Raw genomic sequence first — 14551 nt, forward strand, 5'->3', positions numbered from 1 at the left:
AGGGGGTACCGTTTCCTGAGATGCCCCTCAGCCGACGGCGCGCCGCCCGCACGCCGTTGCGAGGGTGTGTCACGATCTCGCCTGGCGATTCCCGGGGAAAGCGGAGGGCACGATGAAGAAGGTCATCGGCTGGATCCTGCTGTTCCTGCTGATCTTCTGGATCGGCACGAACCCGAGCCCGGCCGCCGACGTGGCCCGCAGCATCGGCGACGGCATAGCCGAGATCTTCCGCAACATCGGCACGTTCTTCTCCGAGCTGGCGAACGGCTGACCAGCGCCCGCCCTCGAAGAAGATGCGGATCCTCTGTGTCGGGCTGACCACGGTCGACCTCGTGCAACGCGTCGCCCACCTCCCCGGCCCCGACGAGAAGGTCCAGTCCGAGTCGGTCGACGTCGCGGCCGGCGGGCCCGCAGCTAACGCCGCCGTCACCGCGGCCGTCCTCGGCGCCCCGCTCGGCATCGAGGTCACCCTGGTCAGCGCGGTGGGCGCGCACCCGCTGGGCGATCTGATCCGCACCGACCTCGCCGCACACGGGGTAACCCTGATCGACGCCGCACCCGAACGCACCGATCCGCCACCGGTCTCCGCGGTCACCGTCCTGTCCGGCACCGGCGAGCGCTCGATCGTGAGCCGCAACGCCGGCAACCGCACGACCCCGGTCCCGGCGGGCGGCCTGCCCGACGCGGACCTGACCCTGGTCGACGGTCACCATCCCGCCCTGGCCGTGGCCGCCGCCCGGTCCGCACGCCGCCTGCTGGTCGACGCCGGCAGCTGGCGCCCGGTCTTCGCCGACATCCTGCCGTACGCCGAGGTGGTGGCCTGCTCCGCCAGCTTCCGCCACCCCGCGGGCGCTGTCGACGCGCCGCACGTGATCGTCACGCACGGCCCGGCACCGGTCCAGTGGATCACCCGCGGGCAGAAGGCCCGCGACATCCCGGTTCCCCCGGTCCGCGCCGTCGACACCGCCGGAGCCGGCGACGCCTTCCACGGCGCGCTGGCGGTGAGCCTGGTCCGCGGCGAGCCCCTCCCCACCGCCATCCACGAGGCGATAAAAGTGGCCGGCGTACGCGTCGCGCACGCCGGCCCCAGGACCTGGCTCAACTACCTCTGAAAAGCCTTAGTGAGTGTTTGAGTGTGGTGTCGCACGGCGTGTCCCTGGGTGCGGCGAGAGTGGTCTGAAGCTGGCGTGGTGGAGCGTGAGCGTCGGTACCCGTCTGACCTGACTGACGAGCAGTGGGAGATCGTGGAGCCGATGCTCCCGTTGATCAAGTCGCCGGGCCGGATCCCGAAGCATCCGCGCAGGACGATCGTTGATGCGATCTTGTACGTGGTCCGCAGCGGTTGCTCGTGGCGGCAGCTACCGGTCGACTTCCCGCCTTGGCAGACCGTGTACTGGCAGTTCCAGCAGTGGGAGAAACGCCAGGTCACCGAGCGCATCCTGGAAGAGTTGCGGGAGCAGGTCCGCCTGGCCGAGGGCCGCGAAGCCGAGCCGTCGGCCGGTGTCATCGACTCGCAGTCGGTCAAGGCCGCCGACACCGTCGGCAGCGACAGCCGCGGCTACGACGCCGGGAAGAAGATCAACGGACGTAAGCGGTTCATCGTCACTGACACTCTTGGCCTGCTGGTCGTAGTCTGCGTGATGTCAGCGTCCTGGCAGGACCGCGACGGCGCGAAGACGACCTTGCTGTCGACGTACCTGACCACGTCGATCCGGCACGTGTTCGCCGATCAGGGCTTCGCCGGCCGGTTGGTCGACTGGGCTGCCGAAACGCTCAAGACCACCATCGAGATCGTCCGTAAGCCCGCCGACCAGCGTGGGTTCGTGGTCCATCCCCGGCGGTGGGTGGTCGAGCGCAGCCTCGCGTGGCTGACCGCGCACCGCCGGCTGGCCCGTGACTATGAACGCGACCCCGCGGTTTCTGAGGCATTGATCCGCTGGGCCGCGATCAACACCATGGTCCGCCGTCTCGACCGCGGCCGACCCGCCATCCGCCAGGGCCGCCGGACATTGAGCACGCCCGGATAACAGCACTCTCAAACACGCACTTAAACCGTCCGAGCCAGCCGGTCCGCCAGCAACTTCGCGAACCGGGCCGGATCCTCCAGATCGCCACCCTCGGCGAGCAGCGCCGTCCCGTACAGAAGCTCCGCGGTGTCCGGCAGGGTCGCGTCGTCGGCGCCCCGCTCGAACGCCGCCCGCAGCCCGGAGACCAGCGGGTGACCGGGGTTGAGCTCGAGGATCCGCTTGACCCGCGGCCCCTCCTGGCCCATCGCGCGATACATCTTCTCCAGCGCCGGCGTGATGTCGTCCGCGTCGCTGACCAGGCAGGCCGCCGAGGTGGTCAGCCGGTGCGACAGCCGGACCTCCTTCACCTGGTCGTCCAGCTTCTCCTTGAGGAAGGTGAGCAGCGGCGCGAAGTCGCCCTCCGCCGCCTCGTCCCCCTCCGAGGCGTCCTTCTTCAGGTCGACCGAGCCACGCGCGATCGACCGCAGCTTCCTGCCGTCGAATTCGGTCACCGCGTCGACCCAGATCTCGTCGACCGGGTCGGTGAGGACCAGCACCTCGTAGCCCTGCTCGCGGAAGGCCTCCATGTGCGGCGAGTTCTCCACCTGGGAGCGGCTCTCACCGGTCAGGAAGTAGATCTCCTCCTGACCCTCCTTCATCCGCTCGACGTACGCCGCGAGGGTGGTCGGCTCCTCGCCGTGGGTCGTGCCGAACGACGCGATCTCCAGGATCGGCTTGTGGTTGTCCGGCTCGCTGAGCAGGCCTTCCTTGATTGCCCGGCCGAATTCGCGCCAGAACGTCGCGTACTTCTCCGGGCTGCCGGTCATCATCTCCTTGATCGTGGAGAGGACCTTCTTGGTGAGCCGCCGCCGGATCATCTGGATGTGGCGGTCCTGCTGCAGGATCTCCCGGGAGATGTTCAGCGACAGGTCGGCCGCGTCCACGACACCCTTGACGAAGCGCAGGTAGTCGGGGATCAGCTCCTTGCTGTCGTCCATGATGAAGACGCGCTTGACGTAGAGCTGCAGGCCCCGGCGGGCATCCCGCTGGAAGAGGTCGAACGGCGCGCGGGCCGGGATGAAGAGCAGCGCCTCGTACTCGAAGGTGCCCTCCGCCTTCATGTTGATGATCTCGAGCGGATCGGTCCAGTCGTGGCTGATGTGCCGGTAGAACTGGTGGTACTCCTCGTCGGTGACCTCGCTGCGCGGCCGCGCCCACAGCGCCTTCATCGAGTTCAGCGTCTCGCCCTCTTCACCGGCGGCGGAGACGTACCGGATGGGGAAGGAGATGAAGTCGGAGTACTTCTTGACGATCTCCTTGATCTTCCACTCTTCGGCGTAGTCGTAGAGCGCGTCTTCCTCGTCCTTCGGGCGCAGGTGCAGCGTCACCGTGGTCCCGACCGGCGTGTCCGGCGCGTCGTCGATCGAGTAGGTGCCCTCGCCGGCCGACTCCCAGCGCGTGCCGTGACCGTCGGTCCCGGCCTTGCGGGTCACCAGCGTGACCTTGTCCGCCACCATGAAGGTCGAGTAGAACCCGACACCGAACTGACCGATCAGTTCCGGACTCTCCTTGGCCTCCTTGAGCTTGGTGAGCAGCTCGGCCGTGCCGGACTTCGCGATCGTGCCGATCAGCTCGACGACCTCTTCCCGGGTCATGCCGATGCCGTTGTCACGAACGGTCAGCGTCCGGGATTCAGGGTCCGCCTCGATCTCGATGTGCAGGTCGGAGGTGTCCGCTTCCAGGCCGTCCTGCAGCTTGGCGAGGCGCAGTTTGTCCAGCGCATCGGACGCATTGGAGATCAGCTCACGCAGGAAGATGTCCTTGTTCGAATAGATCGAGTGGACCATCAGCTGCAGCAGCTGGCGCGCCTCTGCTTGGAACTCCAACGTCTCCATCGTCACCCGTTTCCGTCATATCCGTGGGTACTCCAGCCCGATCGTATGACGTTCCGAAACCCCACACCCTTTCCGGTACGCCCGACCAGCCCCCAACCGCACGTTCACGCCCCCGAGAGTCCGCGCGATCTCGCTGCGCCGTCCCGGCCGCTGCGCGGCCGACGGCTACCGGTGCACCGTCAGAGTCAACAGCCGGGCCCCGCCGCGACACCGTTCTCGATGCTGTACGCCGAGATATCGCCCTTCACCCAGCCGGCCAGCTGCTCGGTCGACGTCGGCGCCACCCCGTTCACGCTCAGGTATCCCACGATCGCCGTGTCCACCGTCCGGCACGTGGCAGCCTCCGGAACCACCCGCACGTCGCTCTCCAGCTTCTCCGGGATGAACGCAGCGTAAGAAACACCGGCAATACTCACCGTGAGCGCCGCCGTCACCACCGTCTCCATCAAACGCATGACAGCAGCCTAGCGACCGTCACGGAAAGTATCCAACCAACCGATCGGGCGAGATCACGGACCCAGAGTGCAACGGAGAGTGACATCACGCCGAGGCGAATGAATCCACGTGAGCCTTTACCTGCCCCACCGGGGTTCGGTAGCTTGATTACTCGGAGCAACGGTCTAGTCACGCTGGAGGAACCCATGCGTCGTGCCGCTGTCGTTCTCGCCCTCGTCCTCGCCGGCCTCTGGATCGCCGCGCCCGCTAACGCGTTCGCGCACAACAGAGTGCAAAGCCCGGCCCTGCATGCCCTGCTGGACGGCCTGACCCTGCTGGTTGCCTCGGCGCCGGTGTGGACCGCCCTGCTCTGGAGCGGTGGCCGCCGCTGGCTGCTGGCCGCGCTCATCGCCGTCGTCCAGGTGCCCGTCGCGATCATCGGATTCGTGCCGATCGTCGACCCGTACCTGCACCTGACCCTGTTCGCCGTCGCCCTCGGCCTCACGGCCGTCAGCCTGCGGGTGGTCCGTAGCCAGGCACGGGCTACCGCCGTACCCGCACCCAGTCGCCGCTAGCCCCGGCGACCGGAACGGCCAGGCCGGCAACGGCCTGGCCGTCTCTGCTTCCCGATGAACGCCGCTCTCCCATGAGCTCTGCCCTGATCGAGCACGTCACGCGGACCCGCGATGTGATGTCCATTTAACGTGCCCGCAAGTGAGTCTCGACACAATGTTCTCGTGGTGACCGAGACGATGATGCCGGTCAACGGCATCCAGGTGTGTGTCGAGACGTTCGGCGAGCCGGCCGATCCCCCGCTGCTGCTCCTCTCCGGGGACGGCGGCTCGATGGACTGGTGGGACGACGAGTTCTGCCGGCGCCTGGCTGCCGGCGGCCGGCTGGTGGTGCGCTACGACCACCGGGACACCGGCCGTTCCACGTGCTTCCCCATCGGTTCCCCGGCCTACTCCGGGGAGGACCTGATGAACGACGCCCTGGGCGTGCTCGACGTCCTCGGCCTCCCCTCGGCCCACCTGGTCGGCTTCTCCCTGGGCGGCGGCATAGCTCAGCGCATAGCGGCCGACCATCCCGGCCGAGTCCTCTCTCTCACCCTGATCTCCACAAGCGCCCGCTCCGGCGACCCCGACCCCGCCCTCCCACCACCTCCGGCCCCGGTGTCCGTAGCGACCCGCCCTCTCCCGGAGATCGACTGGACCGACCGCAAGGCCGCCGTCGCCAGGCTGATCACCGAGATCCGCGACCGGGGCGGCCCGTTCACCGCGGCCGAGCCCCACCTGCGACGCCTGGCCGAGCGCATCTTCGACCGCAGCGCCGACCTGGCCGCGGGACGCCGCAACCACCGCCTGGCCGGCTACGGCCCACCCGTCCGCGACCGCCTCGGAACGATCGTCGCGCCCACCGTGATCCTCCACGGCACCCTCGACCAGCGCTTCCCCGCCGAGCACCCCCGGGAGCTGGCCGACGCGATCCCGAAGTCCCGCCTGGTCTGGCTGGAGGGCGTGGGTCACGAGCTCCCGCCCCGCGCCGTCTGGGACCGGGTCCTCGACGAGATCCTCCACAACGCCTGACCCGGAGTCCCGCCGCACCCCGCATGCGCCTTCCGTCGTAGGCCGAAAGTTCTACTTCGGAGCCGGCGGATACCACCCTGGTCCGATGCGCGGGACGGCCCTCGGGCGAGATGCTGACGGGCATCGCCGACCTGGCATCCCACGCTGGAGGGTAATAATGACCGCGGCTCCACTGGCCCACGCCGACACGCTTGTCCTGGACTACCTGGCCGCGCTCTGGGCGGCGAGCGACGACCTCTCCCCGGAGGCCCGCGACGAGCTGATGAGCACCGTCACCGGCTACATCGCCCTCCGCCGTGACCTCGCCGACGACCCGTCCCGGGTGATCAGCCGCCTGGGTCCTCCCGAGCAGCTGGCCGACGCCGTCCGCCGCGGCGGCATGGCGACCCACCTGCGCCTGCCCACTCCCGTCCCGGCCCCACCGGCGCCCGCTCCGGCCGGCGGCAGCGGCGCCGACCACACCGCGGTGGCCCTGCTGATAGCCGGCAGCTTCGTCCTGCCCGTCCTGGCCCCCGGCGCCGGCATGCTGATCGCCACCGGCTCCCCGAGCTGGACCCCGATGCAGAAAGCGGCAGCCTGGATCCTCACCACCGGCTCCGCCGCAGGCGCCCTGCTCACCGCCCTGGTCTTGGCCGGCGCCTCGAGCGGCCTGGCCCTCCTGATCCTCTACCTGGGCGCCTGCGCCGGCTCGGTGACAGCCGGCCTGGCCCTGCTGACCGGCCTGAAACGCCCCTGACCGCCCAAACCACCCGACCACGGGCTCCCGGGCAACGCGCTCCTAGAGCCGCAACCGCGCCACCACCGGGAGGTGATCACTGCCGGTCCGCGGCAACGTCCGAACATCGACCACCGCCATCCCGTCCGCCATCACGTGATCGATCCGCGCGACCGGCATGCGCACCGGCCAGCTGAACGCGAACCCGCCCCCCGCGGTGTGCACCCGCTCCAGGACCGGGTCGAGCACCCGATCGTCGACGGTGCTGTTCAGGTCACCGAGCAGCAGCACCCGATCGAGCGGCTCGGTGGCTACGGCCGCGGCCAGCTTGCGGGCGCTCTCGTCCCGGTTCGCCGAGTCGAACCCGCCCAGCCCGAGCCGCACCGACGACAGATGCGCCACGTAGACCGCGATGTCGCCGTGCGGCGTGTGCGCCACGGCCCGCAGCGCCCGGTTCCAGTCGGGGCCCTGGGTGCTCGGCCGGATGTCCAGCAGCCGCGCCTCGGTGAGCGGATGCCGCGACCAGAGCGCCACCGTCCCCTGCACGATGACGTGCGGATAGTCACGCCCGAACGCCGCCGTATAGGCGGGCAGCGCCTCCGGCGTCACCTCTTCGAGCCCGACGAAGTCCGGCCGCGGCTCCACCAGCGTGCGCGCGGTTCCGGCCGGGTCGGGATTCTCGTCGCTGACGTTGTGCTGCACCGCGACGAGCTGGTGGGTGCCGCCCGACGCCGGCAGCAACCGTTCCCCGAAGACGCCGAGCCAGACCATGAGCGGCAGGACGGCGATGATCACCGCGCGCAGCGACCGGAACCAGGCCCGCACGAGCAGGATCGGAATCGCCACCCCCAGCCACGGCAGGAACGTCTCGAGGAGGCTGGCGTTCGGCACTGCCCGATGGAACAGGAGCAGGGCCGCGACGATGATCGGCACCGGCACATGGTGCCAGCCGCGCGCACGGCCGCTCGCCGGGCTCGAAAAGGGGCAGGATGGGACCATGCGTCTGGTTTCCCTGCTGCCCTCCGCCACCGAGATCGTGTACGCCCTGGGTTTGGGCGACGACCTGGTCGGCGTGACGTTCGAGTGCGACGAGCCGCCGGCTGCCCGCTCCACGAAGACTGTCGTGGTCGGCGGCCGGGACACGCGGGCCATGACACCCGCGGAGATCGACGACTACGTCCGTACCCAGATGGCGGCCGGCGGCGACCTCTACACGCTGCACGCCGACGCGCTGGCGGGCCTGGCCCCCGACCTGATCCTCACGCAGGACCTGTGCCGGGTGTGCGCGCTGCCGTCCGGTCACGTCGACGACGCCCTCGCACACCTCGGCTGCCGGGCGGACGTGTTGTCGCTGGACCCGCACACCCTCCCCGAGGTGCTGGACACTTTCGAGGAGGTGGCGGGCGCGGTGGGCGTACCGGAAAGGGGTCGTGACCTGACCGCCCGGCTGAAGCAACGCCTGGACCGGGTGGCGGCGGCGGTCGAGGGCCGCCCGCGCCCGAGGGTGACGGTCGTCGAGTGGGTGGATCCGCCGTTCGGTGCGGGGCACTGGGTGCCGGACCTGGTCGTGGCGGCGGGCGGTGAGCCGGTGGCGGCCCGGCCGGGTCAGCGGTCGGTGCAGGTGTCGTGGGCCGAGCTGACCGCACCGGAGCCGGAGATCGTGCTGGTCACGCCGTGCGGGTACCACCTGGACGGCGCGGTCCGGCAGGCCGAGGCGGTGACGGCGCACTTCCCGGGCGCGCAGGTGTGGGCGATGGACGGCGACGGCCTGGTGGTCCGGCCGGGCCCGCGCCTGATCGACGGCGTCGAGGCGATGGCCGCCATCCTGCATCCCGGCGCCGTCCCGCCCGCCCCCACCGGCGCCGTGGCCCGAGTCGCCTGACCACAACCCCGAGCGCCTGCCTGACCCTGCCCTGTCACCGGCGCTCAGAGCGCCGCGTTACTGCGTCACCAGGGTCGCGGACCAGCGGCTGCGGGCGGTGTGCCGCACCCGGGACGCCTGGTGGAGCCAGATCACGTCCCGCCCGAACGACCACGCCAGCGACCCCAGCGCCATGATCAGAGCGGCGACCGCGAGCCAGCCCGGGAGCAGGCCGCTCACCACGACCGCCAGCATGACTCCCTGCTGCGCGGCGACGACCTTGCGGCCGAATCGGGGCGGTAGCGGCGCGGTCAGCCAGGGCAGCGCCCAGGACGCGGCCACGAACACGTACCGGAAAGCGCCGATGGCGATCGCCCACCAGCCGTACTCGAGGGCTGCTGACACGCTCAGCACCAGGATGAGGAACGCGTCGACCTCCATGTCGAACCGCGCGCCGAACGCCGTGCTGGTTCCGGTGCGGCGGGCCACCTGCCCGTCGACGCCGTCCATGGCGAGCGCGATCGCGGCGATCGTGACCAGGAGCGCGGCCGGCACGGTCACCCCGGACGCCGCCGAGGCGACAAGCGCGGTCACGCCGCCGGTGAGGATCGCGCGTCCGAAAGTGATCAGGTTGGCCCAGCCCAGGGACGGCAGAGCGGCGCGGTGCAGAAGTCCGCAGAGAACAGCTCCGAACACAACCCCCGCGACCCATCCCCAGCTGCTCAGGCCGGAGGTGACCGCGAGTCCGGTCAGCAGGAGCAGCTGGGCGGCGAACCCGGCCAGCGGAGCCCGGGACGGACTCGTCGTGGTCGTGGCGGTACTGATGGTCACCGTTCCTCCTGGACGTAGGGTTTAGCCGCTGTCCCCGATTGACACGCTCTCCGGGGATGTTCGGTTCACGTAAAGCCCGATCCGTTCTTCGAAGCCGCTCCAGGCGACATCCGACAGACCAGAACCTCTGGCGGAGCCGAGCGACCGAGGGAGCGGAACCACGGAGAGAGGACGCCCCCTTTGTCGACATCGGCCCGTGCCTTCTGGTTGGCTTGCCCGGGATCGGGCGAGATACGCACCGAGGAGGTGCCCGATCCCGGTCCGGGTGAGGTTCTCGTCCGGACTCTGCACTCGGGAGTGAGCCGCGGCACCGAGACGCTGGTCTTCCAGGGCCGGGTGCCGGAGAGCCAGTGGGCGACGATGCGAGCACCGTTCCAGGCCGGCGATTTCCCCGCCCCGGTGAAGTACGGCTACCTCAACGTCGGCGTGGTCGAGGCAGGCGTCCCCGGCCTCGTCGGCAAGACCGTCTTCTGCCTCTTCCCGCACCAGACCCGGTACGTGGTCCCCGCCGCGAACGTGACAGTGGTGCCGGACAGCGTGCCGCCGGACCGTGCCGTGCTCGCCGGCACGGTCGAGACCGCGGTGAACGCCGTCTGGGACGCCCGCCCGCAGCTCGGCGACCGGATCACCGTGGTCGGCGGCGGCATGGTGGGCCTGTCCGTGGCGGCGGTGCTGGCCGGTTTCCCCGCCACCGACGTCCAGCTGGTCGACACCGACGTCAGCCGGAACGACATCGCGCGATCCCTGAAGGCCGGCTTCGCCACCCCGGAGAACGCCGCCGAGGACCGTGACCTGGTGATCCACGCGAGCGCGACATCAGCCGGCTTGACGAGGTCCCTGGAACTGCTGCGTCCCGAAGGCACCGTGGTCGAACTCAGCTGGCACGGCGACCAGCCGGTGAGCGTGCCCCTCGGCGAGTTCTTCCACTCCCGCCGCCTGACGATCCGCAGCAGCCAGGTGGGCGCGATCCGCCCCGACCGCCATCGAACCTACGCCGACCGCCTCACGCTGGCTCTGTCCCTGCTGGAGGACCCCCGCTTCGCGGCGCTGATCACCGGACGGTCACCCTTCGACGACCTCCCCAAAACCCTCCCCCAACTGGCCGACGGCTCACTGCCCGCGCTCTGCCACGTGATCGACTACGCAACCACGAATTGATCTTTCTGGTACGGGTAACCGTAGTCCCGCAAACCAGCGACCCGAGGAGACGATCCCTTGTTCAGCGTCACCGTCCGCGACCACATCATGATCGCGCACAGCTTCTCCGGCGAGGTCTTCGGACCGGCCCAGCGCCTGCACGGAGCCACCTTCGTCGTGGACGCGACGTTCCGCCGCCCCGAGCTGGACGATGACAACATCGTCGTGGACATCGGGCGCGCCAGCGAGCAGCTGCACACCATCTGCTCCACGCTCAGCTACCGCAACCTCGACGACGACCCGGAGTTCTCCGGCGTCAACACCTCCACCGAGTTCCTGGCGAAAGTGATCGCCGACCGCCTCGCGGTCCGCATCCAGGCCGGCGAGCTGGGCCCCGGAGCAACCGGCCTGACCGGCCTCACGGTGACCTTGCACGAGTCGCACATCGCCTGGGCAAGCTACGAGCGCGACCTGTGATTCTGCACGCGGTGCTGCCGGGTGGCATCGACGACCCGGCAGCGCCGAGTGGCGGCAACCGATACGACCGCGAGGTCCTCAACCGCCTGGCAAAAGGCCCTTTCACGGTACGGGAGACAGCCGTCCCCGGAACCTGGCCCCGCCCCGAGCCCGCCGCCCGCCAGGCCGTCGCCGAGGCCCTGTCCACGGTCCCGGACGGCGAGACCGTTCTCCTGGACGGTCTCGTGGCCTGCGCGATCCCGGACGTCCTCGAGCCGCACGCGACCCGCCTGCGTCTGGCCATCCTGGTCCACCTCCCCCTCTCCGACGAAACCGGCCTCTCCACACCGGAAGCAGCCGAACTACAAGCCCTCGAGAAACGCTCCCTCCACCTGGCCGCGACGGTGATAGCCACCAGCACCGAAGCCGCCCGCCGCCTGGAGCAGATGCACGGCCTGTCCCCGAGGAACCGCACCGCACGAGCAGGCGTCCCCCAGCCGGCCACAAGCCACCCAGGCGCCGGCCAACCAAGCACCCGCCGACCGGGCACCGTCCCAACCGGCACCGCCCAGGCCAGCACCCCCCAAGCCAGCACTCCCCAGACCAGCACCACCCCAGCCAGCACCGCCCAGACCAGCAGTGGCCAGGCGATCGCCCGGCAGACGGGAGAGCCCGCCCCCGCGAACGAGTCGTTCGCCGTGCACGTGGCCCCGCCCGGCGTCGACCCCGCCCCGCTCACCGAGCCTTCCCCGTCGGGGGCCCGCCTGCTCACCGTGGCGTCGCTGACCCACCGCAAAGGCCAGGACGTCCTGATCGCGGCCCTGAAGCAGCTCCCCGACCTGGAGTGGACCTGCACCCTGGTCGGCACCGGCCCCGCCGTCCCGGAGCTCATCCCGAACGTCCACCTGGCCGGCCCTCTGACCGGAACGGCCCTCGACGCCGCCTACGCCGACGCGGACCTCTTCGTCCTCCCCTCCCGCGCCGAGACCTACGGCATGGTCGTCACCGAGGCACTCGCCCGCGGCCTTCCAGTGATCGCAACCGCCGTCGGCGGCGTCCCGGAAGCCCTAGGAACCGTCGCCCCCGCAGCTCTTACGCTCGGCACCCCAACGGACGCCGCCCACCACCACGGGCTCGACCATCTCCAAGCCGGCCCTCTCCATCCTGATCCCACCCAGCCCGATCGCTTCGAGCCCGACAACCTCCTGCCCGATCGCCACGAGCGTGACCACCTCCTGCTCGATCGCTTCGAACCCGACAGCCTCCTGCCCGGTCGTCTCGTGCCTCCGGACGACGCGGACGCCTTGTCCGCCGCCCTTCGCGAGTGGCTCACCGACCCCGCACTTAGAGCCCGCTGGCGCGCCACTGCCCTGACCCGCCGCGCTGACCTCACCGGGTGGGAGGACACCGCCGCACGCCTGACCCAAATCCTCCGCACCCACTGACAAACCACACCCACGGACAAGCCACACCCGCTGACACCCCGCGCGCCCGCTGACACCCAGCGCCGCTCGGATCGGCGGCCACACCACCACCCTGGCCGGCCACGCCACCGCCTCAGCCGGCCGACCAACGGCCGGTCGGCAGAATCGGCGCCGCCGCAGACCTGCCCTGACACGACGAACGCTATCCAGCACGGCCTAACACCGGCCTAACAAGAACTGACACGGCCCTGTTAGGCCGCCACGGGCAAACTGGCAAGCCTCGAACCGGCAACAACGGACGGAGAGACCCATGACCGGAGAGTTCAGCCCTGACTGGCTCGCCCTGCGCGAGCCCGCCGACGCTGATGCACGCGACGGACAGCTGCTGCAGGAGCTGCCGGCCGGCATACGCGTCGTTCGCGACCTGGGCTGCGGCACGGGCTCGATGGGCCGCTGGCTGGCGCCCCGTCTTCCGATGCCGCAGAAATGGATCATGACGGACCGCGACCCGGCGCTGCTGCAACTCGCCGCCGACGGGATGCCGCCGCAGGTCACGGTCAGCACCCACCTGCGTGACGTCACCGAGCTGACAGCTGCCGACCTGGACGGCGTCGACCTCGTCACCTGTTCCGCACTGCTCGACGTGCTCACCGAGGACGAGGTCGACGGCCTCGTGAAGACGTGCGCCGAGGCCCGGGTCAGCGCGCTGTTCACCCTCTCGGTGACCGGTGAGGTGCGGATCGTCCCCGAGGACCCGCTGGATGGTGAGGTGGAGGCTGCTTTCAACGCGCACCAGCGCCGCGAGGTCGGTGGCCGCCGGCTGCTCGGGCCGGGGGCGGCTGCGTTCGCGGCGGCCGCGTTCGAAAAGGCGGGTGCCCGGGTTGTGACCGGAGCGAGCCCGTGGCGGCTCGGCCCGGCTCGGCCCGCGCTGACCGCCGAGTGGCTGCGGGGCTGGACCGGTGCGGCTGCCGAGCAGCATCCCGACCTGCCGGTGGGCCCCTATCTGGATCGACGGCTGGCAGCAGTTCCGCACGTCTCCGTGGGGCATCAGGATGTTTTAGCGATCTTCATCTGAACCGGGGCGCAACGATCCGGCGTACTAGTCCTCGAGAGCGACGAGGGGACGAGGACGTGACGCGATCGATCTGGGCCTGGGCGCGCCTGCTGGGCGGCGCCGGCATTCTGGCTCTGGTGCTGTGGCGGCTGGGCACCGGCGCGTTCCTGGACGGGCTGCGAGTGCTCGACGCAGGTGCCCTCGCCGCAGCGCTCGTCATCGGCGCCGCGACGACGTTGGTCAGCGCGTGGCGCTGGTGCCTGGTTGCCCGGGGCCTCGGCCTGAAGCTCTCGCTGCGGGCCGCGACCGCCGACTATTACCAGGCGCTCTTTCTGAACGCGGCGCTGCCGGGCGGGGTGCTCGGCGACGTCGGGCGTGCGGTGCAGCACGGCCGTGAGGAGGGCGACGTGGGCCGCGGGGTTCGGGCGGTGGTGCTCGAGCGGACCGCCGGACAGCTGGTTCTGCTCGTCGTGGGCGGGATCGTGCTGGTGCTCGTGCCGTCGCCGGTCCTGTCCCTGCTGAAGGAGCACGCAGCCGGGGTTGCCGCGGTGAGCGTCACCGTGGTCCTGGCCGGCGGGTTCGCCCTGCTCGCGTTGCGGCGACTGCGGCGCGGCGCGTCTCGCACGGCCTCGGTGGCACGCACAGGGATCTCCGAGATCCGCGTCGGCCTCCTCTCGCGGCGCAACGGTCCCGGCGTGCTGATCGCGTCGGCCGCGGTGCTCGCCGGGCATCTCGCCACGTTCATGGTGGCGGCGCGGGCAGCCGGGAGCGCCGCCTCGCTGCTGCAGCTGGCACCGCTGCTGCTGCTGGCGCTGATCGCGATGGGCCTGCCGGTGAACGTGGGCGGCTGGGGTCCGCGCGAGGGCGTGATGGCGTGGGCGTTCGGCGCGGCGGGTCTGAGCGCGGCGCAGGGTCTGACGATCGCGGTCGCCTACGGCATCCTGGCCTTCGTGGCGGCAGCGCCGGGAGCAGCCATCGTCCTGCTCCGAGTGGTGGCCCGCCCCAGGGCACAACAGACGATCAAGACCTCTTCGGTACGGCTTGTGGCCCCGGTCTCGCCGGCGCCCGTCATGGCCGCACGCCCGGTCATCGTCCCGGCGCTGCTGCCCGTCGCCCAGCTGCCTGCGGCCCACTCGCTTGTGGCCCAGCTG

The 14551-nt window shown here is 70.5% G+C and carries 15 protein-coding genes and 1 pseudogene; 12 read left to right on the forward strand and 4 right to left on the reverse strand.

All coding sequences use genetic code 11. The annotated features are described in order from the left end of the window. The first annotated feature begins 112 nt into the window (after positions 1–112). The 3 genes from AMIS_RS43440 to AMIS_RS24965 all read left to right on the forward strand — a co-directional run bounded on the left by AMIS_RS43440 (position 113) and on the right by AMIS_RS24965 (position 2027). Positions 113–271 carry a hypothetical protein gene (locus AMIS_RS43440; protein WP_172666623.1) on the forward strand — a complete coding sequence of 53 codons (159 nt, stop codon included), beginning with the start codon at positions 113–115 and terminating at the stop codon, positions 269–271. A gap of 22 nt (positions 272–293) precedes the next feature. After that, the gene (locus tag AMIS_RS24960; protein ID WP_014445187.1) at positions 294–1112 is read left to right on the forward strand and encodes a PfkB family carbohydrate kinase; all 819 of its coding nucleotides are present in this window, start codon (positions 294–296) and stop codon (positions 1110–1112) included. A gap of 78 nt (positions 1113–1190) precedes the next feature. Continuing rightward, complete coding sequence (locus AMIS_RS24965) at positions 1191–2027, forward strand: IS5 family transposase (RefSeq protein ID WP_041830879.1); 837 nt, start codon at positions 1191–1193, stop codon at positions 2025–2027. Positions 2028–2047: 20 nt separating this feature from the next. Here the strand turns inward: AMIS_RS24965 and htpG are convergent, their stop codons facing one another. Together htpG and AMIS_RS24975 are read right to left on the reverse strand one after the other, a co-directional pair. Further along, positions 2048–3907 carry a molecular chaperone HtpG gene (gene htpG, locus AMIS_RS24970; RefSeq protein WP_014445188.1) on the reverse strand — a complete coding sequence of 620 codons (1860 nt, stop codon included), beginning with the start codon at positions 3905–3907 and terminating at the stop codon, positions 2048–2050. 179 nt (positions 3908–4086) lie between these two features. After that, complete coding sequence (locus tag AMIS_RS24975) at positions 4087–4356, reverse strand: hypothetical protein (protein ID WP_014445189.1); 270 nt, start codon at positions 4354–4356, stop codon at positions 4087–4089. 186 nt (positions 4357–4542) lie between these two features. Between AMIS_RS24975 and AMIS_RS24980 the strand changes: the two genes are divergently transcribed. The 3 genes from AMIS_RS24980 (at position 4543) to AMIS_RS44685 (ending at position 6658) form a co-directional block, all read left to right on the forward strand. Continuing rightward, a complete protein-coding gene (locus tag AMIS_RS24980; RefSeq protein ID WP_014445190.1) occupies positions 4543–4911 on the forward strand; it encodes a hypothetical protein in 369 nt (122 codons plus the stop codon). A 162-nt stretch (positions 4912–5073) separates the two neighbouring features. Beyond that, the gene (locus AMIS_RS24985; RefSeq protein ID WP_014445191.1) at positions 5074–5922 is read left to right on the forward strand and encodes an alpha/beta fold hydrolase; all 849 of its coding nucleotides are present in this window, start codon (positions 5074–5076) and stop codon (positions 5920–5922) included. A gap of 157 nt (positions 5923–6079) precedes the next feature. Then, positions 6080–6658, forward strand: coding sequence for an HAAS signaling domain-containing protein (locus AMIS_RS44685; RefSeq protein WP_014445192.1), 579 nt, complete (start codon positions 6080–6082; stop codon positions 6656–6658). A gap of 42 nt (positions 6659–6700) precedes the next feature. On the opposite strand, the gene AMIS_RS24995 is transcribed toward AMIS_RS44685, so the two are convergent. After that, entirely contained in the window at positions 6701–7570 is an 870-nt protein-coding gene (locus tag AMIS_RS24995) for an endonuclease/exonuclease/phosphatase family protein (protein WP_231859078.1), read from the reverse strand. Between the two features lie 64 nt (positions 7571–7634). On the opposite strand from AMIS_RS24995, the gene AMIS_RS25000 reads away from it, so the two are divergent. After that, complete coding sequence (locus tag AMIS_RS25000; RefSeq protein WP_014445194.1) at positions 7635–8519, forward strand: ABC transporter substrate-binding protein; 885 nt, start codon at positions 7635–7637, stop codon at positions 8517–8519. A 57-nt stretch (positions 8520–8576) separates the two neighbouring features. On the opposite strand, the gene AMIS_RS25005 is transcribed toward AMIS_RS25000, so the two are convergent. After that, a complete protein-coding gene (locus AMIS_RS25005) occupies positions 8577–9329 on the reverse strand; it encodes a CDP-alcohol phosphatidyltransferase family protein (protein ID WP_014445195.1) in 753 nt (250 codons plus the stop codon). A 180-nt stretch (positions 9330–9509) separates the two neighbouring features. On the opposite strand from AMIS_RS25005, the gene AMIS_RS25010 reads away from it, so the two are divergent. From AMIS_RS25010 to AMIS_RS44255, 5 genes and pseudogenes are all read left to right on the forward strand, one after another. After that, positions 9510–10487, forward strand: a complete 978-nt coding sequence (locus tag AMIS_RS25010; protein WP_041830043.1) for a zinc-dependent alcohol dehydrogenase — start codon at positions 9510–9512, stop codon at positions 10485–10487. Positions 10488–10544: 57 nt separating this feature from the next. Beyond that, on the forward strand, positions 10545–10943 hold the full coding sequence (locus tag AMIS_RS25015; protein ID WP_014445197.1) for a 6-pyruvoyl trahydropterin synthase family protein: 399 nt from the start codon (positions 10545–10547) through the stop codon (positions 10941–10943). After that, on the forward strand, positions 10940–12367 hold the full coding sequence (locus tag AMIS_RS44250) for a glycosyltransferase family 4 protein (RefSeq protein ID WP_014445198.1): 1428 nt from the start codon (positions 10940–10942) through the stop codon (positions 12365–12367). The genes AMIS_RS25015 and AMIS_RS44250 overlap by 4 nt, the downstream gene beginning before the upstream one ends. 289 nt (positions 12368–12656) lie before the next feature. Further along, complete coding sequence (locus AMIS_RS25025) at positions 12657–13421, forward strand: class I SAM-dependent methyltransferase (protein ID WP_014445199.1); 765 nt, start codon at positions 12657–12659, stop codon at positions 13419–13421. A gap of 56 nt (positions 13422–13477) precedes the next feature. Further along, a pseudogene (locus AMIS_RS44255) lies at positions 13478–14404 on the forward strand (lysylphosphatidylglycerol synthase transmembrane domain-containing protein); the annotation flags it as partial. Positions 14405–14551 lie beyond the last annotated feature (147 nt).

Source organism: Actinoplanes missouriensis 431, from assembly GCF_000284295.1.
Taxonomy (GTDB): Bacteria; Actinomycetota; Actinomycetes; order Mycobacteriales; family Micromonosporaceae; genus Actinoplanes; species Actinoplanes missouriensis.

What these genes read in the sequence shown, in the direction of transcription:
- AMIS_RS43440 (WP_172666623.1), top strand. Translation starts at nt 113, where the DNA reads ATGAAGAAGGTCATCGGCTGGATCCTGCTGTTCCTGCTGATCTTCTGG.
- AMIS_RS24960 (WP_014445187.1), top strand. Translation starts at nt 294, where the DNA reads ATGCGGATCCTCTGTGTCGGGCTGACCACGGTCGACCTCGTGCAACGC.
- AMIS_RS25000 (WP_014445194.1), top strand. Translation starts at nt 7,635, where the DNA reads ATGCGTCTGGTTTCCCTGCTGCCCTCCGCCACCGAGATCGTGTACGCC.
- AMIS_RS25025 (WP_014445199.1), top strand. Translation starts at nt 12,657, where the DNA reads ATGACCGGAGAGTTCAGCCCTGACTGGCTCGCCCTGCGCGAGCCCGCC.
- AMIS_RS24975 (WP_014445189.1), bottom strand. Translation starts at nt 4,356, where the DNA reads ATGCGTTTGATGGAGACGGTGGTGACGGCGGCGCTCACGGTGAGTATT.
- AMIS_RS24980 (WP_014445190.1), top strand. Translation starts at nt 4,543, where the DNA reads ATGCGTCGTGCCGCTGTCGTTCTCGCCCTCGTCCTCGCCGGCCTCTGG.
- AMIS_RS44685 (WP_014445192.1), top strand. Translation starts at nt 6,080, where the DNA reads ATGACCGCGGCTCCACTGGCCCACGCCGACACGCTTGTCCTGGACTAC.